Annotated in this window: 20 protein-coding genes; 13 read left to right on the top strand and 7 right to left on the bottom strand. The window is 35.4% G+C overall.

Annotated features, from left to right (window positions below):
• Nucleotides 1-85 precede the first annotated feature (85 nt).
• From ACM39_RS05905 to ACM39_RS05840, 13 genes are all read left to right on the top strand, one after another.
• Nucleotides 86-2,887 (top strand): SusC/RagA family TonB-linked outer membrane protein, encoded by a 2,802-nt coding sequence (locus tag ACM39_RS05905; RefSeq protein WP_053073298.1) that lies wholly within the window; start codon nt 86-88, stop codon nt 2,885-2,887.
• An 11-nt stretch (nt 2,888-2,898) separates the two neighbouring features.
• Nucleotides 2,899-4,467 carry a RagB/SusD family nutrient uptake outer membrane protein gene (locus tag ACM39_RS05900; protein WP_048510108.1) on the top strand — a complete coding sequence of 523 codons (1,569 nt, stop codon included), beginning with the start codon at nt 2,899-2,901 and terminating at the stop codon, nt 4,465-4,467.
• A 13-nt stretch (nt 4,468-4,480) separates the two neighbouring features.
• Complete coding sequence (locus ACM39_RS05895) at nt 4,481-5,599, top strand: SusE domain-containing protein (protein ID WP_048510107.1); 1,119 nt, start codon at nt 4,481-4,483, stop codon at nt 5,597-5,599.
• 8 nt (nt 5,600-5,607) lie between these two features.
• Nucleotides 5,608-6,711 (top strand): SusE domain-containing protein, encoded by a 1,104-nt coding sequence (locus ACM39_RS05890; RefSeq protein WP_048510106.1) that lies wholly within the window; start codon nt 5,608-5,610, stop codon nt 6,709-6,711.
• 70 nt (nt 6,712-6,781) lie between these two features.
• The gene (locus ACM39_RS19020) at nt 6,782-8,092 is read left to right on the top strand and encodes an alpha-amylase family glycosyl hydrolase (protein ID WP_228377063.1); all 1,311 of its coding nucleotides are present in this window, start codon (nt 6,782-6,784) and stop codon (nt 8,090-8,092) included.
• Nucleotides 8,093-8,098: 6 nt separating this feature from the next.
• On the top strand, nt 8,099-10,093 hold the full coding sequence (locus tag ACM39_RS19015; protein ID WP_048510104.1) for a glycoside hydrolase family 97 protein: 1,995 nt from the start codon (nt 8,099-8,101) through the stop codon (nt 10,091-10,093).
• Nucleotides 10,094-10,401: 308 nt separating this feature from the next.
• Nucleotides 10,402-10,770: a hypothetical protein gene (locus tag ACM39_RS05875; RefSeq protein WP_048510103.1), complete on the top strand. Its 369-nt coding sequence runs from the start codon at nt 10,402-10,404 to the stop codon at nt 10,768-10,770.
• Nucleotides 10,771-10,789: 19 nt separating this feature from the next.
• Entirely contained in the window at nt 10,790-11,182 is a 393-nt protein-coding gene (locus tag ACM39_RS05870) for a DUF5004 domain-containing protein (RefSeq protein ID WP_165585099.1), read from the top strand.
• 287 nt (nt 11,183-11,469) lie between these two features.
• Nucleotides 11,470-12,225, top strand: a complete 756-nt coding sequence (locus tag ACM39_RS05860) for a helix-turn-helix domain-containing protein (protein WP_048510100.1) — start codon at nt 11,470-11,472, stop codon at nt 12,223-12,225.
• 29 nt (nt 12,226-12,254) lie between these two features.
• Nucleotides 12,255-13,433 (top strand): FAD-dependent oxidoreductase, encoded by a 1,179-nt coding sequence (locus ACM39_RS05855; RefSeq protein ID WP_048510099.1) that lies wholly within the window; start codon nt 12,255-12,257, stop codon nt 13,431-13,433.
• Between the two features lie 973 nt (nt 13,434-14,406).
• Complete coding sequence (locus ACM39_RS05850) at nt 14,407-14,970, top strand: hypothetical protein (protein ID WP_048510098.1); 564 nt, start codon at nt 14,407-14,409, stop codon at nt 14,968-14,970.
• A gap of 83 nt (nt 14,971-15,053) precedes the next feature.
• Complete coding sequence (locus ACM39_RS05845; RefSeq protein ID WP_048510097.1) at nt 15,054-15,752, top strand: ABC transporter ATP-binding protein; 699 nt, start codon at nt 15,054-15,056, stop codon at nt 15,750-15,752.
• 51 nt (nt 15,753-15,803) lie between these two features.
• The gene (locus ACM39_RS05840; protein ID WP_048510096.1) at nt 15,804-16,250 is read left to right on the top strand and encodes a hypothetical protein; all 447 of its coding nucleotides are present in this window, start codon (nt 15,804-15,806) and stop codon (nt 16,248-16,250) included.
• 36 nt (nt 16,251-16,286) lie between these two features.
• On the opposite strand, the gene ACM39_RS05835 is transcribed toward ACM39_RS05840, so the two are convergent.
• The 7 genes from ACM39_RS05835 to ACM39_RS05805 form a co-directional block, all read right to left on the bottom strand.
• Nucleotides 16,287-17,087: a patatin-like phospholipase family protein gene (locus tag ACM39_RS05835; protein ID WP_048510095.1), complete on the bottom strand. Its 801-nt coding sequence runs from the start codon at nt 17,085-17,087 to the stop codon at nt 16,287-16,289.
• A 370-nt stretch (nt 17,088-17,457) separates the two neighbouring features.
• Nucleotides 17,458-18,846, bottom strand: a complete 1,389-nt coding sequence (gene lpdA / locus ACM39_RS05830) for a dihydrolipoyl dehydrogenase (protein ID WP_048510094.1) — start codon at nt 18,844-18,846, stop codon at nt 17,458-17,460.
• A gap of 230 nt (nt 18,847-19,076) precedes the next feature.
• Nucleotides 19,077-19,337 carry a hypothetical protein gene (locus ACM39_RS05825; RefSeq protein ID WP_048510349.1) on the bottom strand — a complete coding sequence of 87 codons (261 nt, stop codon included), beginning with the start codon at nt 19,335-19,337 and terminating at the stop codon, nt 19,077-19,079.
• A 130-nt stretch (nt 19,338-19,467) separates the two neighbouring features.
• On the bottom strand, nt 19,468-19,959 hold the full coding sequence (locus ACM39_RS05820) for a DNA-deoxyinosine glycosylase (RefSeq protein WP_048510093.1): 492 nt from the start codon (nt 19,957-19,959) through the stop codon (nt 19,468-19,470).
• Nucleotides 19,960-20,131: 172 nt separating this feature from the next.
• Nucleotides 20,132-22,126 (bottom strand): S9 family peptidase, encoded by a 1,995-nt coding sequence (locus ACM39_RS05815; protein ID WP_048510092.1) that lies wholly within the window; start codon nt 22,124-22,126, stop codon nt 20,132-20,134.
• A gap of 190 nt (nt 22,127-22,316) precedes the next feature.
• Entirely contained in the window at nt 22,317-22,661 is a 345-nt protein-coding gene (locus ACM39_RS05810) for a phage holin family protein (protein WP_048510091.1), read from the bottom strand.
• A 156-nt stretch (nt 22,662-22,817) separates the two neighbouring features.
• On the bottom strand, nt 22,818-23,240 hold the full coding sequence (locus ACM39_RS05805) for a PaaI family thioesterase (protein WP_048510090.1): 423 nt from the start codon (nt 23,238-23,240) through the stop codon (nt 22,818-22,820).
• Nucleotides 23,241-23,324: the final 84 nt, after the last annotated feature.

Genomic DNA, 23,324 nt, shown 5'->3' with positions numbered 1-23,324 from the left:
ACAGCAATGCATGAATATTATATTTGTGAGGAAAGGAATGCTTTTTCAAAAAGAGCTGATTTCTTCCCTTTACTAAAACTATAATATGAACATCAAATTTTTTGAATTCCGGAAAAATAATACATCTTCGTTACGGTTTCCTGTAGCTGCAGTGTTTTTATTTTCTGTAGCCTTAGCTCCGAATTTTCATGCTCAGCAAAAGAAAGCAGATACGCTTAAAGAAAAATCCATAGATGAGGTTGTCCTTATCGGATATGGAAAAGTAAAGAAAAAAGACCAGACAGGTTCTGTTGCCTCCCTGAAAATGAATAACGATACAAGAGGTTTTGCACCCAATGCACAAGACGTTCTGGTAGGAAAAGTGGCGGGTGTTACTGTAACAACGGAAGGCGGCTCCCCAAGTGGAGGTGCAACGATCAGAATACGTGGAGGTTCTTCATTATCCGCAAGCAATGATCCTTTAATTATTATTGACGGAGTAATGATCGATAATGGCGGATTGGGAGGTGCAGGAAATATCCTTAATATACTGAACCCTACTGATATTGATACTTTCACTGTCCTGAAAGATGCTTCTGCAACTGCAATTTACGGTTCCAGAGCTTCTAATGGAGTTATCCTTATTACCACTAAAAAAGGCGGCGGCAAAATAAGAGTAACGTATGATGCCAATATGTCTGTAAGCTCCCCTAAAAAAACGATCGATGTTTTAAATGCAGATCAATACAGATCTTTCGTAATGAAAACCTTTGAAGGTCTGGGAAATTATGATGAAGTGGTAGGAAAATTAGGAAACTCAAATACCAACTGGCAGAAAGAAATTTACAGAACTACCTTTAATACAGAAAATAATCTAAGCTTTTTAGGTTCGATCAACAATAAAACACCTTATCGCGTTTCGTTTGGTTATACCAATCTTTCGGGTATCCTTACTACCTCAAATATGGAACGTTACACTTCCAGCATCACTTTTAACCCTACATTTTTTGATAAGCATTTAACTGTAAATATTAACGGTCGCGGAATGTATATCAAAAACCGTTTTGCTACCCAGGATGCTGTAGGATCTGCTATTGTCATGGATCCGACACAAAGTGTGTACGACAGCAACAGCCCTTTCGGAGGTTATTTTACATGGACAGGAAGTGATCATAATATCATACAGGTTTCTACCAAAAATCCACTTTCATTACTTACTATGAGAGAAGATGAGTCTAATGTGTACAACTTTGTAGGCAATGCCCAACTGGATTATAAATTACATTTTTTACCCGACCTTCATTTTAATCTGAATGTTGGTCTGGATTATTCCGAAAGTGATGGAAAAACTTATATTCCGGCCCTTGCTCCGTCCGATTACATCTATGGAGGTTATGATATGACATGGGATCAGTTGCGAAGAAATTCAACACTGGATTTTTATGCACAATATTCTAAAAATTTCGGTTTCCTCGATAGTAAATTTGATATAATGGGTGGATATTCCTGGCAGCATTATTACAGAAACGGAAGCAATACTGCCCACAGAGTCTCGAGATACGATGTATATGGCGACCCGCTTTTGGTGAGTGAAAACAATTATGCCACAGAAAATTATATCGTTTCCTTCTTTGGAAGACTTAATTACAGTATCAAAGATCGTTATCTCTTTACTTTTACCTTGAGAAATGACGGTTCATCCAGATTCAGTTCAGAAAACCGTTGGTCTGTGTTTCCGTCAGCTGCTTTTGCATGGAAAATTAATGAAGATTTCTTCAAAAATTCTAAAAATTTCAGTGACTTAAAGCTCCGTTTGGGGTGGGGAAAAACCGGCCAGCAGGATATAAATCAGGGAGATTATCCTTATTTGGGAACTTATCAGCACAGTATCGGTTCTCAGGCGACTTACCTCCAGGGGTATAATAATGGTGTTCCGGTTTGGGTTTCTTTACTTCGCCCTCAGGCCTATAATCCCGACCTGAAATGGGAAACCACAGAAACCTACAACATCGGGCTCGATTATGGTTTATGGAACAACCGCATCGAGGGAAGTATAGACCTTTACCAAAGAAAAACAACCAATCTGATTAATGCCGAAACTAAAGTAGCAGCAGGAACCAATTTCGCCGAATATGTTGCTGCCAACATAGGATCTCTGGAAAATAAAGGAATAGAATTTTCTTTAAATACAAAACCCTTTGTCAGCAAAACCTTCACTTGGGAAATCGGCGGAAATATCGCATACAACTACAATGAAATCACTTCTCTGAGCTATGGAGATAACGCCAACGCCATGAGAAGATACAGTATGAATGTACATAAAGTAGGCTATGCAGCCGGAATGTTTTATGTATATGAGCAAATCTATGACAACAACGGAAAACCTGTGGAAGGATTTTATAAAGACCAGAATAATGACGGCTTAATCAATGAATCCGATTTAAGGGTTTATCATAAACCTACTCCGGATTATACTTTTGGGCTCAATACACGGTTGACTTACCATCAATGGGATTTGTCAGTAGCCAGCCACGGAAGCATAGGAAATTACAATTACAATGCCGTGGCAGCAAATAATGCAGCTTTAAGCCCAAGCTCGATCTACGCCAACGAATTCCTTGTCAATCGTCCTACAAGCGCTTTTGATACTAATTTCCAGAACTCACAAGCCCTTTCGGATTATTATGTTCAGGATGCGTCATTTTACAGAATCGACAATATTGTTTTGGGCTACACTTTTAAAGATCTGAGCAAAATGCTTAAAAGCCTGCGTGTCTACGGAACCGTTCAGAATCCTTTTGTTTTCACTAAATATAAAGGTCTGGATCCCGAAGTTTTCGGAGGAATTGACGGAAATGTTTATCCAAGACCGGTTACCGTAATGCTTGGAACTAATTTTAATTTCTAAAAATATTTAAAATGAAAATTACCCATATATATATTCTGGCTCTCATGATTTTTTCCATGCTTATATCTTGCGTTAAAGACCTTGATACAGAACCACTTACAGATAATATTCTGACTCCTGAAAAAGCATGGCAGGATCCACAGTCTTACAGCCAGTTTTTAGCAAAAATCTATGCCGGATTTGCACTTTCCGGAAATGAAGGCCCTGCCGGCGCTCCTGATATGAACGCCCCCGATCAGGGTGAAGCTACTTTTCTGCGCTCGTACTGGAACCTTCAGCAGCTTTGTACGGATGAGGTCATTGGAGCCTGGGATAATGAGACGTTACGAGGATTGCAGTTTTGTCAGTGGAATTCAGCAAATAATTTTCTCTTGCTTAATTATACCAGAATCTATCTGAATATTGCTTATGCCAATGAATTTATGCGTGAGACAACCGATGAAAAATTGAATTCCAGAAATGTTTCACCCGAATTAAAAGCGCAAATCCAGACCATGCGTGCTGAAACAAGAGCATTAAGAGCTTTAAGCTATTATTTTTTAATGGATTTATTTGGTAAAATCCCTTACATTCCTGAAGAAGAAGGTGTTGGTTCTTATCTCCCGGATCAGAAAGACAGGGCATTTATTTTCAGTTTTATTGAAACAGAATTAAAAGCTGTAGAAACTTCTCTTCCTGATAATTCTGCTAATAATTACGGAAAATTTACGGCGCCGGCTGCATGGATGCTTCTTGCCAAATTATATTTGAATGCAGAAGTTTATATTCAGCAAAATAAATATTCCGAATCTTTAATATATCTTAATAAAGTACTGTCAGCAGGCTATATCCTGGAACCTGAATACAAAAATCTGTTCAACGCAGATAATTATCAGTCTAAAGAAATTATTTACTCAATAGTTTTTGACGGACAGCATGCTACAACCTATGGCGGTACTACTTTTTTACTCGCAGCATCCTATAAATCAGATATGAATCCTTTGGATAATTTCGGTTTTTCACAGGCGTGGTCGGGAATCCGTTCAAAGGAAACTTTATCCGATAAATTTACAGATACTGACAAACGTGCTATGTTCTGGAAAACAGACAGAACCAAAGAAACGCTTCAATGGAGTGATTTTAACCAAGGATGGTCCGTAGTCAAATTCAGCAATAAAAATAAAGATGGATCTAATGGATCTAATACAGTTTTTGCCGACACCGATTTTCCTGTTTACCGATTGGCAGATGCTTACCTGATGTATGCAGAAGCTGTTTTAAGAGGCGGGCAAGGCGGAACGTTACCCCAAGCCGTAGCCTATGTAAATCTCCTGAGAACACGGGCAAATGTACCACTCATCAGCGAGTCTTCCATGAATTTAAATTTTATTCTGGATGAGCGTTCCCGGGAATTGTACTGGGAAGGGCACAGAAGAACAGATCTTATCCGTTTTGGAAAATTCACAAAAGAATACAACTGGCCATGGAAAAACGGAGTCTACAGCGGAACACCAAATATAGATGAGAAATACAAGATCTACCCTCTTCCGGCAACAGAAATTTCTGCTAATCCTAAACTTACTCAAAATCCCGGCTATTAAAATCCGAAACACTATGAAAACTTATTTAAAAATATTTATCACAGGGCTTTTTGGAGCATTACTGCTTTTTTCGTGCAGCACTGATGATCAGCTTACACTGGATGAAATCCTTCCAAGTAAAATAGATGAGGTTGCCGTCAATAAATTTATCCTTCAGGAACCCGCAACCAATACGAATCCTTTATTACTGACCGTTACCTGGACACAGACTCAATTTATGCTGAGCAGCGCTTCACATCCCGAACCAGGTGGGCCTGTTAATTATATTATTCAAATGGATAAAGAAGGAAATAATTTTGCAAATCCTGCCACTTTAGCTTCTACTAACGGGCTTTCTGCAGATCTTTTTGTAAAGGATATTAACACTGTTTTGCTGACTAAATTAAATGCAGCTCCTGATCAGGAAAATGTTGTGGAAATAAGAATTATGACCAATTACGGACAAAATCGATCTATACCTTCTACCAATATACTGAAACTGTCAATTACTCCTTATAAGCCTTTAGAAGAAATACAAGCAGTTTATCTTTTGGGAGATATGAATGGCTGGAACAATACCAGTACAGAATACCTCATGTACAGAAACTCCAATGATCCGAATGATAAAACGTATACTTATACAGGAAGAATTGCGGGGAACACGTACTTTAAATTCATTCCGCAGGAATCTTTAGGAACCTATAAAGCCTATTGCAGAAAAGACGATACCACGATGACCTATGAAGACAAAACAGACGGCTCGTTTTATAATCAGACTGAAAGATATGTTACCATTACGATCAATATTGAAACCCTGACTTATACTATCGAAGATTATACCGGAAACAATACCTCTGTTTTTTATAATACTATAGGACCAATCGGAGGATTTTGTAACTGGGATAATGAACCTCCAATGGCAAAGTCACCTTATGACGGACATCAATGGAGCGGAACTTTCACTTTCGGAGTTTCCACAGCCTGTAAATTCAGAGCTAACCACGATTGGGCAATCAACTGGGGAGGCGGAGCTGCTGATTATCCATACGGAAAAGGTGTTTTTGACGGACCCGGAGCGAATGTTTCGGTTACCGGTACGTACAAAATTTATTTTAATGACTTAACGGGACATTATACTATTCTTCAACAATAATTTGCACCATGAAAAATCTAAAATTCTTATTATTCATATATGTATTGGCATGTTTCGCAGCCTGTGCCCCGGAATATGATACTGATGATACCGGGATCAAAGTAACTCCTCCATCGATCAATACCCTTTCTAAAACAGACTGGAAGCTAACCAAACCGACAGCTGGTGAAGATCCATTGGTTTTCCGTCTCAGCTGGACGAAAGCAAGATATAACTACGACAACGGAAATTACATCTATACAGATGATACCAGCTACGAAGTGCAGGTAGATCTTACGGAAAACAATTTTACAAAAGCCCAAACCATGCTCACTACGAAAGAAGTTTATACAGATTTTTTTACTGTAAAGCTTAAATCAATTCTGGATGAGGTTACAGGTGAAGAAACAGCTACCCCTCAAAACATAAGCATCAGAATTAAAGCAACTTCTTCAAAGGGAGAATCTTTCTCTGAGCCTCTGAACCTTACACTCACCTCATATTATACTATAGATCCTGTTGCGAAAAATGTGTACATCATAGGCGACATGAACGGTTGGGATAATACCAGCAAAAATTATATCATGTTCCGTAATTCTAACAATTATCAGGATGGAGTTTACACCTATACAGGCTACTTTCCTTCTGCAACCTATTTCAAATTCTGCTCCGAAGAATTTCTCGGAAGCTATGACCATATGTACTGTGCAGGGAACGGTGGTGTTCTGGAACAGGGGGATTTGGGAGCTTTTTATGTAACAGCCGGTTATCATACGATTACAATCAATACCCAGGATATGACTTGGGAAATCACTGATGCGGGCATTACAAATCCCACTGTTTATAATCAGATGGGCCCCATCGGCGGTTTTTGCAATTGGGATAATGAGCCTATGATGACCCAATCTGCTTTTGATCCGCACCAATGGAGAATTAATTATGATTTTACCTCATCCACAGCCTGCAAATTCCGTGGTAATCACGATTGGGCAAACAATTGGGGAGGAAATGATACCGAAATTCCGTACGGAAAAGCAATTTTCGACGGACCTGGTGCTACCATTCAAAATGCCGGAAATTATAACATTTATTACAATGATCTTACCGGTCATTATGCGATTGTGAAACAATAAATTAAAAAATCTGATGAGACCATTCAATATAATTAAACTCTTTGTTCTGTCATTTTTGCTGACCTTTAATTTGTCAAGCTGTAATGATGACAATGACAATATTCAGGAAATTTCCAACAGCGAAGTTTCTCCCGTTACTGCTCACAATAAGGTCATCTATGAAATCAATGTCAGGAATTATTCTTCTGAAGGATTTAACGGTGTTAAAAAAGATTTACAACGTTTAAGAGATCTTGGTGTAGATATTATCTGGTTAATGCCGATTCATCCAATTGGTGTGCAGAATCGTGAAGGAAGTCTCGGTAGCCCTTATTCAATACGCGATTACAAAGCCATTAATCCTGAATTGGGTACTGAAAATGATTTTAAATCTTTAATTGAAACAGCCCACAGTCTTCATATTGAAATCTGGATGGATTGGGTAGCCAATCATACAGCATGGGATCATCCGTGGGTTACAGCTCATCTTGATTATTATGCTTCGCAAAACGGACAGCAACCATATTCCCCAAACGGATGGAATGATGTTGCACAGCTTAATTACAACAATCCCAATCTCCGCACTGCGATGATCGACGCCATGAAATATTGGGTGCAGAATTATAATATTGACGGCTATCGTTGTGATGCAGCAACTTTTGTTCCTCTTGATTTCTGGCAACAAGCTATTCCACAGGTCAACAGCATAAAAAAAATAACATGGCTTTCGGAAGGTGATAATCCTTCTTATATGGCTGTTTTTGATTATGACTATGCTTGGGAATTTAATAATAAACTTAATGATTTTGGGACGGGAAGTAATACTTCCGGACTGATTCAGGCTTGTAAGGAACTTTATAATAATCCGGCATATTCAGGAAAAGGAAGAATGGTTTATCTCACCAATCATGATCTCAATTCCCACAACGGAACCGAATTCGGAAGATATGGCGCCAATGTTCTGCCATTATCCGTTTTATATTTTACGATTTACGATATGCCCCTTATTTATAACGGACAGGAAATCGGAATGAATAAAACGATGAGCCTTTTTAATCCTGACCCGGTACAGTGGGAGCCCGCCAATAAAATCTATATGAACCTTTTCAAAAAACTGACCCTCTTGAAAAGAACCCAACCTGCGTTGGAAGACGGTGCTGGTCGTGGTACCTTAAAAATCTACCCTACTAATAAAGAAAATGTTTTTGTGTATTCCAGAAAAAAAGGAGAAAATGAAGTTTTAATTATGCTGAATTTCAATAATGTCGCCGTCAATTTCAAATGGACTCAGGATGTTCCTTCCGGAAGTTTTAAAGATTACCTTAATGATGGTCAAAAGACTTTCAGCACCAGCGAAGGAAATATCTTAATGGAAAAAGGCTATGCCGTATTTGTAAAATAATAAAGAATGAAGAAATTTATCATACGATTTTTAAGCGTTTTTTTGCTGCTTTTGGGTACAGCAAATGTATTTTCACAAAACCCCAAAAACTATTCTGTAAAATCTCCGGATGCAAAACTGAATTTTGAAATAGGAATTTCAGAAACCGGATTATACTACCAGGTTTCAAAAAACGGGAAATTGGTTCTTGCCCCTTCTTTACTAGGTTTAAAGCTAAAAAACAGTGAAATTCATAAAAATATTGAGATAAAAGAGGTAAAATATGCTGAAGCTGACGACACCTGGCAACCCATTTGGGGAGAAGAGACACAAATACGAAACCAATACCATCAAATGTTAGTTTATGTTCAGGAAAAAACAAATCTTAAAAGAAAATTTATAGTAAATATTAAGGTTTTTAATGATGGATTCGGTTTTCGCTATGAATTTCCGGAGCAGAAAAACATGAAAGATATTGTTATTATGGATGAGCTGACAGAATTTAATTTCCCTGAAGATCATCAAGCCTGGTCCATTCCTTATCAAACCGAATTTTATGAAGGCCTCTTCAAAAAGGAACCGCTTTCAAAAAAAGACACGATCTCCACTCCGGTTACAATAGAAACCAAGTCAGGTCAGTTTTTAGCACTTCACGAAGCCAATCTTACCGATTATGCCGCCATGAATGTTTATCCCGACAAAAAATCTTCCCACCTGAAAGTATATCTTACTCCATGGTCTACAGGAGAAAAAGTATTTACCAAAACGCCTTTCCAGACTCCCTGGAGAACATTGATTATTGCCGATAGTGCCGGAGATCTGCTCCTTTCAAGATTAATGCTGAACCTTAATGATCCAAATACCATAAAAGATGCTTCATGGATAAAACCGGGACGTTATATCGGGATCTGGTGGGGAATGCATATGAAAAAATACACTTGGGAACCAGGTCCGAATCATGGAGCAAAGACAGAAAATGTACTTCGCTATATTGATTTTGCAGCTTCGCATAAATTTGCCGGAGTACTTGTAGAAGGCTGGAATATAGGTTGGGAAGATTGGAAGTCTTTTGAATTTGACAAACCTTATCCTGATTTTGATATTAAAAAAATTACAGATTACGCAAAACAGAAAAACGTAGAACTCATCGGCCATCATGAAACCGGAGGAAACACATTGAAATATGAAAGTCAGCTGAAAGATGCCTTTAAACTTTACCGTAAATATGGTGTTACCACCGTTAAAACAGGATATGTGGGCGGTCTTTTGGATGGAAAAGAACAGCACAGCGGTCAATATGGAGTAAGGCACTATCGCAAAGTTATTGAAACAGCCGCCCAATATAAAATAATGATTGATAATCATGAGCCTGTAATGCCCAGCGGCTTACAGCGTACTTTTCCAAACCTGATGACACAGGAAGGCGTTCGCGGTCAGGAGTGGGATGCATGGTCAAAAGACGGAGGAAATCCTGCAGAGCATACCACCATTATTCCTTTTACAAGAGGACTGGCGGGTCCGATTGATTTTACGCCCGGAACTTTTAATTTTACCAATACGGCACTTCCGGATACTAAAGTTCATACCACTTTGGCAAAACAGCTGGCTTTATCAGTGATTATGTACAGCCCGCTACAAATGGCTTCGGATATGATTGAGAATTATGAAAATAATCCTGCCTTTGAATTCATTACTTCATGTCCTGTAAACTGGAGTAAAACTGTAGTTCCGAATGCGAAAATAGGAGAATATGTAACGATTGCAAGAAAAGATAAGGATTCAGAAAACTGGTATCTGGGAAGTATTACCAATGCCGACTCGCGACAATTAAATGTCCCGTTAAATTTTTTAAATAAAAATGTAAAATACAAAGCGAAAATCTTCAAAGACGGAAAAGATGCCGATTTCGAAAAAAATCCTTATCCGGTAGAAATTCTCGAAATGGAAGTTAATTCTGACACTGTTTTACCCATTTCTTTGGCGAGAAGCGGAGGAACTGCTGTGATACTTGTAAAATTGTAGAGTAAAGATCATCACCTCTCTATAATCACATAATTATCAACCAATAAACAGGAATTACATTTTTTAAGAATAATTGATGAAATACCGGTTCATTTTGTTTATTTAATTCAAATTTTGAGTGACAGTGATAATATATTTTAATGCACCAAACAATTTTAGTGCTTATGGTAAAAAAGAAATTATTATCTTCACTAGATATAAAATAAACTTTAATCTTTTCGTTCAAACATCTTAGGATTATCTTTGTCTGTACTTAAGATTACTTTAATATTTATAAGTTTTAAATCACACATTAATATATGAATAGAATGAGACCTACTATTTTAACTCTATTATTTTTTTCAGTTACTTTTGTTGTGAAAGCTCAATCAAGCAATTGTAACATGTCAGTCACCTATTCAGAGATGGCTTTTGAAACTTATAAAAAAGCTTACAAAACTTCTGATCAGGATGAAATGACGGTTCTTTTAAAAAAAGCAGTTGAAGAATCGGAACAAGCTTCTGCTTATGCACTCATTTGTAACTGTCAGATAGCAAAAAATTATGCTTTAAATGCGGTTACTTTTGGTAAAAAAGCCACCAAAGAATCTGATATTTCGGAAGCTAAAAAATTATCAAAACAAGCTATGAATATGTCGTTAGATGTAATGACTGCCACTCCTAATTGTAAGCAATAATTAATATTAAATTATGTTTATGAAAAAATTAAAAACAATTTTGATTCTAACATTTTTTGTGCTCTTTTGTCAATCTGCAATAGCACAGACTGCGCAGGAATTATTGGGCAAATGGCAACTCGTAAAATGGGTGAAAAACGGTAAAGAAAAGGACATTAGATCTTATTTTAAAACTGACCAGGTTTATCAAATATTCAAAGATGACAGAACATTTGAGAGTGTCAACGGCTCTGAAGTTCACAATGGTAAGTGGCATTTTTCTAATGACAATACTGAACTCACACTTACGACCACAATCATTCCCATTAAATTTCGAATTGATTATTTTGATAGTGAAAAAAGAATAATGACTTATAAAGATCTGGGTACATTCACATACATCAAGATAAAGGAGCCTGAAAAAATCGAATAATTTTGCCAAGACAGAATTTAAAAGTTTAGGCTTAGATTTTATAATCTGAGCCTGTTTTTATTAATATGCATAATTACATTCATACAATTATTAAACTATTTTTCAAAAGCATCATCCATTTTATTGCTTCTTTTAACATCATAAAAAGAAGACTTCAAAAAATCAGTAATTTTAATAAATCTGGCTTTCCTGACATTAAATTTGAGAAATTATATGTTTGGAAGATTTTTATGAGCCAAAAAAGATTTTGAAAACCATTATAGACTAACCTTATATTAACAGGAACAATGGACAGTGATCTACATTACAAATTTGTTAAACCAGACAAATCACTTGTTGATTTTGTAGAAGATCTTTGGTTTTTTCAAAATCAATCGGACAGCAATAAAGAAGCTATTGCATTACCAGATGGAAGAATTGATTTGATTTTATCACAGTCTCCTTCAGAACCTTTTAAGATTTCCTTATTAGGCATTGCTACACAACCTGATGAAGCTATCATTGCACCCAAAAGTTTAATGTTTGCTGTCGGTTTTAAACCGCTGGCAGCAGAATATATTTTTGAACATTCCATTGCAAGCATGCTAGACACAGGAAAAATCTTGCCAAATGATTTTTGGGACTTCAATGCTAATGATCTGAATGATTTTGAAACATTTTGCAAAAAAGCATCCCGAAAAATTCAATCTCTTATACCAAAAGAAATGGATAGCAGGAAACAAAAATTGTTTGAACTCCTGTATGCTTCAAAAGGCGAAATAACCGTAAAGGAACTTTCTGAAAAAGTATTTTGGAGCAGCAGGCAAATCAATCGTTATTTCAATCAGCAGTTCGGACTTTCATTAAAGGTATATTGCAACATTTTGCGGTTCAGGACATCGCTGGAACATATTGCAAAAGGAAAACTCTTTCCGGAACTTGATTTTGCAGACCAAAATCATTTCATTAAGCAGGTCAAGAAATTTTCGGGTGTTGTGCCGAAAGAATTATTCAAACATAAAAATGACCGATTTGTACTATTATCAACATTCTCTCTTAAATAATTTTGCATTGAAATTTAAAATGCAAAATTATGTTATTACAAAATAAGAAAGTTGCCATTATCGGTGGTGGTCCCGGCGGGCTGACATTAGCCCGGCTGCTTCAACAGAAAGAAATTGACGTAAAAGTTTATGAAAGAGATTTGAACAGAAATGTGCGGACGCAGGGTGCAACCCTTGACCTGCACGAAAATTCGGGACTAAAAGCCCTTAAAACGGCAAATTTACTCGATGCTTTTAAAAGCACGTATAGACCAGGTGCGGAAAAAGGGCGAGTGCTTGATAAAATGGGCTATATCATTTTCGATGAACACGAAAAAGCGTTTTCTGAAATTGATTTTGACAGCCCTGATGCCAGACCGGAAATCGACAGAAGTGATTTGCGTGACCTTTTATTGAATTCTCTTGCACCCGATACAGTACTGTGGGACAGTCAATTTGTGAATATGACACCAGCTGGTTCTCAATGGGAAATTAAATTTAAGGATGGCAAAACTGTCTTAGCAGATTTGGTCATTGGAGCCGATGGCGGCAATTCTAAAATCCGCCCGTTTGTTACGTCAATTCAGTCTTCCTATGCCGGAATTACCATCCTGCAGGGAAACGTTGACGATGCGAAAACGAAAGCACCTCGTGTAAATGAATTATTGCAAGGAGGTAAAATATATGTTCATAACGGAGGAAAATATCTGCATATTTCGGCAAAAGGCGATGGCAGTATAGATTTTTACATCAGCAGTAAAAGGGATGAAACCTGGACAAAAGACAATGGAATCAACTTTTCAGACAGAACACAATTGATAAAGTGGTTCAAAACAGAGTTTGTTGAATGGGGCAGCATATGGTTTGAACTATTCGAAAATGTAGATTTGCCAATGTTGGTACGACCACAATATTCCATTCCTTTAGACCAATCCTGGATTGCAAAATCCAATATAACCTTACTTGGAGACGCAGCCCACATCATGGCACCTTCCGGCGAAGGGGTAAATCTGGCAATGCTTGATGCGCTTGAACTAAGCGAATGCCTTACTAATGAGGATTTTATAGATGTGCAAAATGCCATTGCAGCGTATGAAGCACCCATGCGTGAAAGAGCAGCGCAAGAAGCGGCAGAATCATTTGAGATGATAGAATGGATGCACGGTGAAGATGCGCAGGAGAGGATGCTCGCATTTTTCAATAATGCAGATGAACAAAATGACTGCTAACATAATATTGCTGCAATGGGACTGATGTCTATATTAAAACTTTGCATGACTAATTTGTAAATTTATGTGTTCTGATGAACTGAATGAAATTTACGGTTATGAAAAGCCAAAGCATCCGCTATAATTAAGGATTTCGTTTGTAAATGTCTATAAATACTCTATTCGTGAATAATTAATCATATTTGAAATTATAAATTTTATAATTTCCAAAGCTTTCTATGAATAAATATTTTTTTCTTGGTGCTTTTTTATTTTTCTCTACATTCTTTATTTTCTCAAAGTAAGGAGCTAATTTCCTTACCAATCTGCAATTCTTTTAGTTCCGGAGTTACAGATTGAGCCACTGTAACTCATGGATGCTAGTAATATCGACAAATGTCTGTTGCATACGGTAATAGTTTGGTAGTTATGTAAATTTACAAGATTCCCCTGTTGATAGTGATTATTCTCAGCTGAGAAAATTTGAATTCACCCAATTATTTTAGTTAACTTTGTGTCCTTAATTTTTTAAAATACATACATGAAAAAATTTTTAATTTACAAGTTTTCAGGCTCTACTAAAAGGAAGTCTCTAATTTTCAAATCATTAATTCAAATTATTTAATACATTTCTAAAAATATTGGTATCTTAAATCCTGACGAGCAGATTTAACATTTATTTTAAATAAGCAATTATTTTTTAAGCTAAAAATTAGGTTAACAATTGGCTTTTAATATTTTAGAAATAAATAATTATTAATTCAAAGAGCTAGATATCCTTATATCATTTAGTCTGCAAACCTTTATAAATCCCTAATCAATAAAGGCTTACCAGTTAAACATCTATTTAAATGACCTTCATACTATCCACTTCGGCTCAATTAGGGATATTAAAAAAAAGTATTACTTTTGCTTTCAAGAATAAAAATTGTTTCTTACCGTTTTTATTCCTAAATTTAGGTACACCAATTATAAGGCATTAAAATCCAGTCAAATGAGAAAAATACTTCTACTATTTACTTGTATGTTCGGTATTTCTGTTTTTTCACAAATAAAAGTGTTAAAAAACGAAACTTTGGTGGAAATTGGTAAAGATAATTCCGTTGGTTTATATAAAAAAGACGATAAATTCACAATCAATTACCAGGATCTAAACACCAGTAATCTAAATACCATTCGATCATTCTCTTTTTTAAATTTAAATGCAGACGTTGAAGGGCTGTATAAGCTGATTTCGGATGGCTTCATTGACCCCCCGATAGGGAATACGACTTTAGAGCTTCCCAATGATATTATTGAGCTTCATTACGAGAAAAATTACGGACAGCCGACCGTACAATTTATTCAGTACATTAATAAGAATAAAAAATACGTTGGAAAATCACAATTTTTAAACAAAAAACAGATTGATAAAATCTTTGGGAAATCTACAGGAAAATCTGCTTTATATGACAAACCTGCAACGATCAATAAAATAAACGAGTCTAAACCTTACTCTAATCAGGCTTCTACTGTAGCACCTGCCTCTAACGGTAAAGATAAAAAAGCAAGAAAATAATTTTAATTTTTTAAAATATAACTACACTCATTCTAGCGAATGAGTTTTTTATTTTACTTTTGTAAAAAAGATTGTTAAAAAATATGTCTCTTCAAATAAACAATTTAACCAAAAAATTTGGTGAACAAACCGCACTTAATTCTATTAATATTTTAATTGACAAAAACGAGATCATTGGTCTTCTAGGTCCGAACGGAGCCGGAAAATCTACTTTGATGAAGTCTATTGTCGGTGCTTTGAAGATTGATGAAGGCGAGATAATTTTTAATGATAAAAACATTTCCGGATATGAAATTGAAAGCAAGAAAAAAATAGGTTTTTTGCCTGAAAATAATCCTTTATATCTTGAAATGTATGTAAAAGAATACTTACAGTTCGTTGCAAACATTCATAAAATTCCTTCTTCAAGAGTAGACGAGGTGATTGAATTAGTTGGAATTACTCCTGAAAAATCAAAAAAAATAGGGCAACTATCTAAAGGTTATAAACAAAGAGTTGGTCTTGCTCAGGCAATCATTCATCAACCGGATTTACTGATCCTAGATGAGCCCACAAATGGTTTGGATCCTAACCAAATCATCGAAATCAGGAATGTTATAAAGGAAATCGGGCAACAGAAAACCGTTTTGCTTTCTACACATATCATGCAGGAAGTGGAAGCTCTTTGTTCACGCGTCATCCTTATTCACAAAGGAAATATCCTGCAAGACTGCCCTATTGATGAATTCAAAGGGAGATTTGGCAGCTTAGAAGAAGCATTTGCAAATTATACTTCGGTTTAAATGGCTTTATATTTGATCAAATTTTAATATCAATGAATAAACATTAAAAAAATGATCAAAAAAACTCTATTAGGTGCATTGTGTATTGCACAATTTTCATTAGTATATGCTAATAGCTTTAATGAAAATCCAAATTTCAAAGTAAGTAACAATACGGAAAATTATCAAAAAGAGAAAGTTCCCAAGTCTTTTATTTTCAAAACTAAAAAGTTTAAAGTAAGAATTGATTTACAGCCAAACGGAAATTATTTATATCAATCCTGGGGAGTCAATTCAAAAATTACGGCAAAACCAAGCATGATTATAGGGAATGGGGAACTGATTCCGGACGGCTCGGGAGGTAATTATTACTATGAATTTTCAAACAATGGATACACGTATCAGGTTTGGAGAAATTACCTTACAGCATCTGCTAAAAAAGCTCCTTATACGCTTATGGTAACCGACCAAAATGGAAAAACAATCGTAAATCAGGACGGGCAAATCGTAAAAAACTAACAATAAAAAACTCTCGCATATTGGTGAGAGTTTATTTTATGTTCCTGATTGTTTTAGCTGTGCATAAAAGCTGTTTTCATTGTAGCTTTGTTTAGCTGCATTATAGCCTATATTAAAAATCTCTTCCAATCTATCTTTGCCTCTTTCAAAAGTTCCATAATTCGATAACTGTTGGGAAGAAATAAACCAGTCACAGTAATCAAATTTCACTTTTTCAATTCTGTATGAAAGTAAATCGTAAGAACGTGAAACAATAGCTTTAATCGATTTTAAGTCATTAATCTGAATTTCATGAGGCGGGGAAACAAATACACCTATCAGCTTATCGCAGTCTTCTCGAATAATATCTGCGGGAAAGTTATTTAGAACACCACCATCACAGTACATTTCATCATCCAAAATATAGGGAGTGGTAATACCGGGGATAGAACAAGATGCAATAACGGCGTCCATTACTTTAAAATCTTCGCCAAAGATTTTCTGTGTACCGGAAACAAGTTCTGTTGCGACGATTTTTATTTCTTTATCTAAATCTCCAATTTTTTTATCCTTAAAAATGGGTCTTAAATAATTTTTAAAAATTACCGAAGAAACCAATCCCGGTTGATTGAAGGTAAAATGTTTCCAATTAAAAAAATAAACCGAATTGAAGAATTCTAATATTTCTTCAGGAGTTTTGCCCACTGCGTATAGAGCTCCGACGATAGAACCTGCGCTGCAACATGATAAAATATCAACATTAATATTTTTTTCATTCAAAAATTTTAATACTCCTGCATGAGCAATACCTTTGGTACCGCCTCCTGATAAAACAAGCCCTACTTTCTCAAAATTCATAGAATAAAATTAATAAAACAGGGCGAGAAAATCAGGTTAATTTTCCTAAATATGAAAATTTTAAAATTATTTTAATAAATATTCCTGCATAAATCTGACTGTAGCCAACGTTAAAAATCCACGTTTCTTTTTTACGGAAACCATGCCCTCCATTTTTTACATCAAGATACAAACGGTGTGTCGTCCTGAGCTTTTAATGCTAAACCCGCATTACTTCCCATCGAAAGCGCTAAAACAGCATATTTGTTTTTCATAATAAATTTTTACCTGAATTAAGGATTGTCCATAAAAAACCACGACTAAAAAGCCGTGGTTATTGTATTTAAATAAAATATGCTTAATATTCTAATTGCTTACATAAGTTATATAATTAAATATGAATAACTTCTCCGTAAGCTGCTGCTGCTGCTTCCATAATAGCTTCAGAAACAGTCGGATGCGGATGGATAGACTTGATGATTTCGTGACCTGTAGTCTCTAATTTTCTAGCTACAACAGCTTCTGCAACCATGTCTGTAACACCTTCACCAATCATGTGGCAACCTAACCACTCACCATATTTAGCATCGAAAATAACTTTGATGAAACCATCTGTATTTCCGTTTGCAGTAGCTTTTCCACTCGCAGAAAGAGGGAATTTGCCAACTTTGATTTCGTATCCTTTTTCTTTTGCCTGTTTTTCTGTAAGACCTACAGAAGCAACTTCCGGGTGGCAGTAAGTACACCCTGGGATATTGCCATAGTCAATTTTCTCAACATGCATCCCTTTGATTTTTTCAACACAGGTGATACCTTCCGCAGAAGCAACGTGTGCTAAAGCTTGAGTTGGAATGATATCTCCGATAGCATAGTAACCAGGAACTGAGGTTTCGTACCATTCGTTTACCAAAACTCTGCCTTTATCTGTCTGGATTCCAACCTCTTCAAGACCAATGTTCTCGATATTTGCAGCAATACCAACAGCAGATAATAAGATATCAGCTTCAAGAGTGATATTTCCGTTTGCAGTTTTTACAGTAGCTTTTACGCCTTCTCCGCTTGTATCAACGCTTTCTACAGAAGCGTTTGTCATGATTTCAATCCCCGTCTTTTTCAAAGATTTTTCTAAATGTTTAGAAATTTCTTCGTCTTCTACAGGAACAATGTTTGGCATAAATTCAACAACAGTTACTTTAGTACCCATTGTATTATAGAAATCGGCAAATTCTACCCCGATAGCTCCGGAACCTACAACAATCATAGATTTTGGCTGTTCAGGAAGAGATAATGCCTGTCTGTATCCTATTACTTTTTTACCGTCTTGAGGTAAATTTGGTAATTCCCTAGAACGGGCCCCTGTAGCGATAATGATATGAGTTCCTGTATATTCAGTCACTTTTCCGTCTTTATCTGTAACAGAAACTTTTTTACCTTTTTGTACTTTTGCAGTTCCTAAAATAACATCGATTTTATTCTTTTTCATCAAGAATTCAATTCCTTTGCTCATTTTAGATGCAACACCACGGCTTCTCTGGATTACGTTCGGAAACTCAAAACTAGCTTCCACTTTATTCAAACCATAATCTTCAGCGTGATTGATATAATGAAATACCTGAGCAGACTTCAATAAAGCTTTAGTTGGAATACATCCCCAGTTAAGGCAGATTCCCCCCAAATTTTCTTTCTCGATAATTGCAGTTTTAAAACCTAATTGTGCCGCTCTAATAGCTGTAACATATCCACCAGGACCACTTCCGATGACAATAATATCGTAGTTCATTAGTATAAAAATTTTAATGCGAATTTAAGGAAAAATATTGGATGTATAGTATTTTGGGAAAATCATGACGTAATGCATAATAAACCTATTTTATTTACTATTTCAATAAAAAAAGAGAACACAAAAGCATTCTCTTTCAATAAATTTTATTCTAATTTGTAAAACTTGTAAAACCGAATATTTAGAATTAAACTATTTCAATTTTAATATTTCCAAAAAAATTCACAGTATTACATTTTTTTAAGTAATTTTTTCTGACTTTGATATTTTTCGTTTAAGGCCTTCAATTGGTCTCTCTTCATCTTTTTAGTGGCTAATGGATGATTCAAAATCAATTTCTTTTCCTCGTTATATCTTTTATCCAGCTCACGTGATTTTATATTCACCAGTTCACTTTTCGAAGGATGGGGAGGAGGTGAAGGATGTTTCTGCGCTGAAACATTTATTGATAAACCTACTAATAAAATTGTTGATATAAATAACTTTTTCATAATATTTAATTTTTGAACTATTTTAACCAATTAATGACTTTTTAGTTAAATTCATTCATGTTCAGAATAAATATTACATATATCATACCATAATTTATTTCACTACATAAAACCTATCAGGTTAAAACCTTCAATTAATAAAATTTAGAATATTTTTCCATTCCTCAATTTTTTTTTCGAAAGAAACAGTATGCAGCGGGCTGGTGGACGGCATCAAATAAACCGGAATTTTAAAGTTCTTTCCTAAAATTTTCTGTAAATTTTTATAAGATTTTCCTCCATTGCAAAATATTGCCTGAATATTCGGATGTTCTTCCAACAGCTCGGCAATCTGGTTAGATTCTTCGTTTTTAATCTCAGAATCAAGGCTGCCTTTTCTTTCACAGGAATCAATAACATCCCATAGTGCAATATTATGTTTTTGTAAAATATTAATTCTTTCATCATAATTTTCCGTAAAATCTTCATCAAATAATTCAAAGATAATTTTCCAGAATTTGTTTTGTGGATGTGCATAATATTGTTGTTTTTCCAAAGATTTCACACCGGGAATCGAACCTAAAATTAAAATTTTAGAGCTATCATCAATGATTGGAGGGAAAGAGAAAATACGTTCTTGCATAGTTCAAATATATAAATTTTGGCTAAAGCCTTTGGAACATTAGAAAACAAAAAACGGGCTAAAGCCCGTTTGTACTGATATTTTAAGTAGTTCTAAATTAGTAACTGTTTAATACCATCATCCCTTCAAAAATTATTCTGGAATTTTCATCGCCTTGCAAAGAAATGAGATTTTAAAGCGTTTCCTTCAACCAATCAAAGAATTCTCTCTGCCAAACTAAACCGTTTTGAGGATGAAGAACCCAGTGATTTTCGTTCGGGAAATAAACCAATTTAGATTTCAAACCTCTCAGTTTTGCAGCCTGAAAAGCCTCCTGACCTTGTTCGTAAGGAACTCTGAAATCAATTCCACCCTGAACGATCATAATTGGTTTATTCCATTTTTCAACAAAATTACTTGGATTAAATTCTGTGTAAGCTTTTGGAAGCGGTTTTTCCCAAGGAGAACCTAAATCCCAGTTGGCAAACCAAAGTTCTTCCGTGGTCAGATACCAGGATTTCATATCAAATAGTCCGTCGTGAGCAATGAAAGTTTTGAATCTGTTTTCATGAATTCCAGCCAGCATAAATACACTGTACCCTCCATAACTTGCCCCAACAGCTGCTACTCTCTCACCATCAACGTATGGTAAAGTTTTAGCATAATCTGTTGCAGCCAGATAATCTCTCATCGGTTGCCCACCCCAATCTCTTGAGATTTCTTCATTCCATTTTGTACCCCAGCCCGGCATCCCGCGACGGTTTGGCGCTACAACAATGTATCCGTTTGCTGCCATCAAAGCAAAATTCCATCTTGTACTAAAGAATTGAGTCAATGCAGATTGTGGGCCTCCCTGACAATATACCAAAGTCGGATATTTTTTATTCGGATCAAAATTTGGCGGATAATGGAACCATACTCCCATTTCTTTTCCGTCTGAGGTTTTTACCATTTTAAGTTCAGATTTTCCCTGAGCCAATTTTGCATAAACCTCTTTATTGGGTTCAGTAATCTGCTTCATTTCTCCGTTTTTGATGTTTACAGAGAAAATATCTGTTGCATGATTTACGTCTGTTCTCCCTACTAAAAGTGTATTTTTTTGATCTGCAAAAATTTCATTTACATCAAAATCACCTTTTGTAATTTGCTGAACTTTAGCATTTTTAGGATCTAAAGAAAATAATTGTTTCGTTCCTTTAAAAGCTGCTGTAAAATAAATAGTTTTAGAATCTCCGCTCCAAAAAACATCTCCTGAAATGCTTTCATCCCAAGCTCCTGTGAGATTTGAAGTTTTTCCTGATTTCCAATCCATGATTTTTACATCATTTTTATCTGCTTCATACCCATCTCTAGCCATACTTTGCCAGATTAAAGATTTTCCATCCGGACTGAATTTTGGGTTTACATCGTATCCTTTATTAGTTTCAGTTAAGTTTTTTGTAGTTCCTGAAGCTAAATCATATGCAAAAATATCTGTATTTGTGCTCGTAGAATATTCTTTACCGCTTTTGGGTTTTGTAACATATAAAAGTTGTGTAGAATCCGGGCTCCAGATGAAATCTTCAGCTCCACCGAAAGGCCTTTGAGGAGAATCCCAAGTTTTACCTTCCAATAAATCTTTAGCAGAATCAACATTTGAAGAAGTATTTACCACAAAAACATGGTTATATTTTCCTTCATTAAAGTAATCCCAATGCCTGTGGTTCAGATCTGTATAAACCTGAGCAGTCGTTTTTGGTGTATCAGCAAATTTATCTTTCCCCATTACTTTTTCTACTAAAACCTGCTTGCTGAAAGCAATTTTTTTACCATCAGGAGAAATTACAATATTCTCTGCATCACCGATTGTATAAAATTCAGCCCATGTATTTCCATTGTCTTTTGAAAGGAAGATTTTGTCATCTTCCTGAGCATAAATTCCATTTTTATCCCACTGAATAATTGTCTTTTTACCAAAGTCTATTTTGGTAGACTGATTATTAAGAACATTTAAGAAATAGTTCTCACTTTTTGTTTTTTCTGTTTTTAGATCAACCTGCCCTATTTTATAGATAAGCGAAGATTGATCCGGTGAAACAGCCTGTACTCCAACTTTTTTCAAAGTCCAAAGAATCTCAGGCGTCATTAATTGTTGTGCATTCATTAAAAGCGGAGCTGCCAAAGCCAGCAGACTGTACTTAAGTTTCATAAATTCTTATTTAATTCAAAGATTGCCAAAGTTAATATTTAAAATAAAATTGAACGAAAAAATTAACATTTAGTTTTTTTGCTTTAGGCAAAGCTAAATAGCTAAAAAACGGTATTAAAATCAGCAATAAAAAAGTCTGCCAATAATTTACTGACAGACTTTTATAATTTGTTATGCATTTTATTTAAAACTAATCTCCATCTGAAAACATAGAATTCGCCAGAGAAGTAATAACGGAAAGCAGAATACTGAAAATAAATGCCCACCAAAAACCATCTACAACCATCCCGTCAATAAAATAATCAGCAATAAGAATAATCGCCGCATTGATTACCAAAGCAAACAATCCTAAAGTAATGATAGTAAGCGGTAACCCGAAAAGACTTAAAATAGGTTTAACAATCAGGTTTAAAACCCCCAAAACAATGGCAAAAATAATTGCTGTTGCAAAACCTTCGAAATGTACTCCCGGTAATATTTTAGTCAAAAGAAACGCAACTATTGCAGTCACGAGTAATCGGATAATTAAGTTCATAATCTTTATTTTTTAATGTTTATAACACTTACTTTGCAAAAGCCATTCCATTTGATCAAAATTTTTTCATATCATAACATGAAAATTTTAAAACAATAAATTTAAATTACAGGCTTATTTGTTTTAAAAATTGAAAAGGAGCAGAATTTGTCGCTTTTATTTTATCTTCATCATCGTAACCAACGAAGTGGCAACATGGCTTTCTGATTCGCCATTTTCATTAACAGTATAGATTTCCGTCCTGATAACACTGATTTTTGCACCGCCTTTTATCACATAAGATTTTGATATCAAAGCATCCCCGATTGCAGGTCGCAGATAATTAACCTTCAATTCAACGGTTACCACATAGCAATCTTCTTCATAATGGCTTACTGCAGCATAGCCCGAAGAAACATCTACTAAAGATGCAATCATTGCACCATTGAACATTCCTGCTTTTCTGGTCATCAATTCCATTTTCGGAATTTTCATGGAAATGAAACCGGTATCAACCTCTAATAATTCCGCTTTATAGAATTTTAAAGTTTCTGAACGATTGAAACTGTCTGTGAGGAGTTGCTTTTTCTCGGGTGTCATTGGTTGTTATTTGAATTGTAAAGATAATGAAAGTTGATTACACATTTCAATTGCGCTCAGCATAACAATGGTGCTATTTTTTAC

The sequence above is a fragment of the Chryseobacterium sp. FH2 genome (assembly GCF_001045455.1).
Lineage (GTDB): Bacteria > Bacteroidota > Bacteroidia > Flavobacteriales > Weeksellaceae > Chryseobacterium.
The sequence above is the reverse complement of the archived record's forward strand: the minus strand, read 5'-3'. Positions and strand labels throughout refer to the sequence as shown.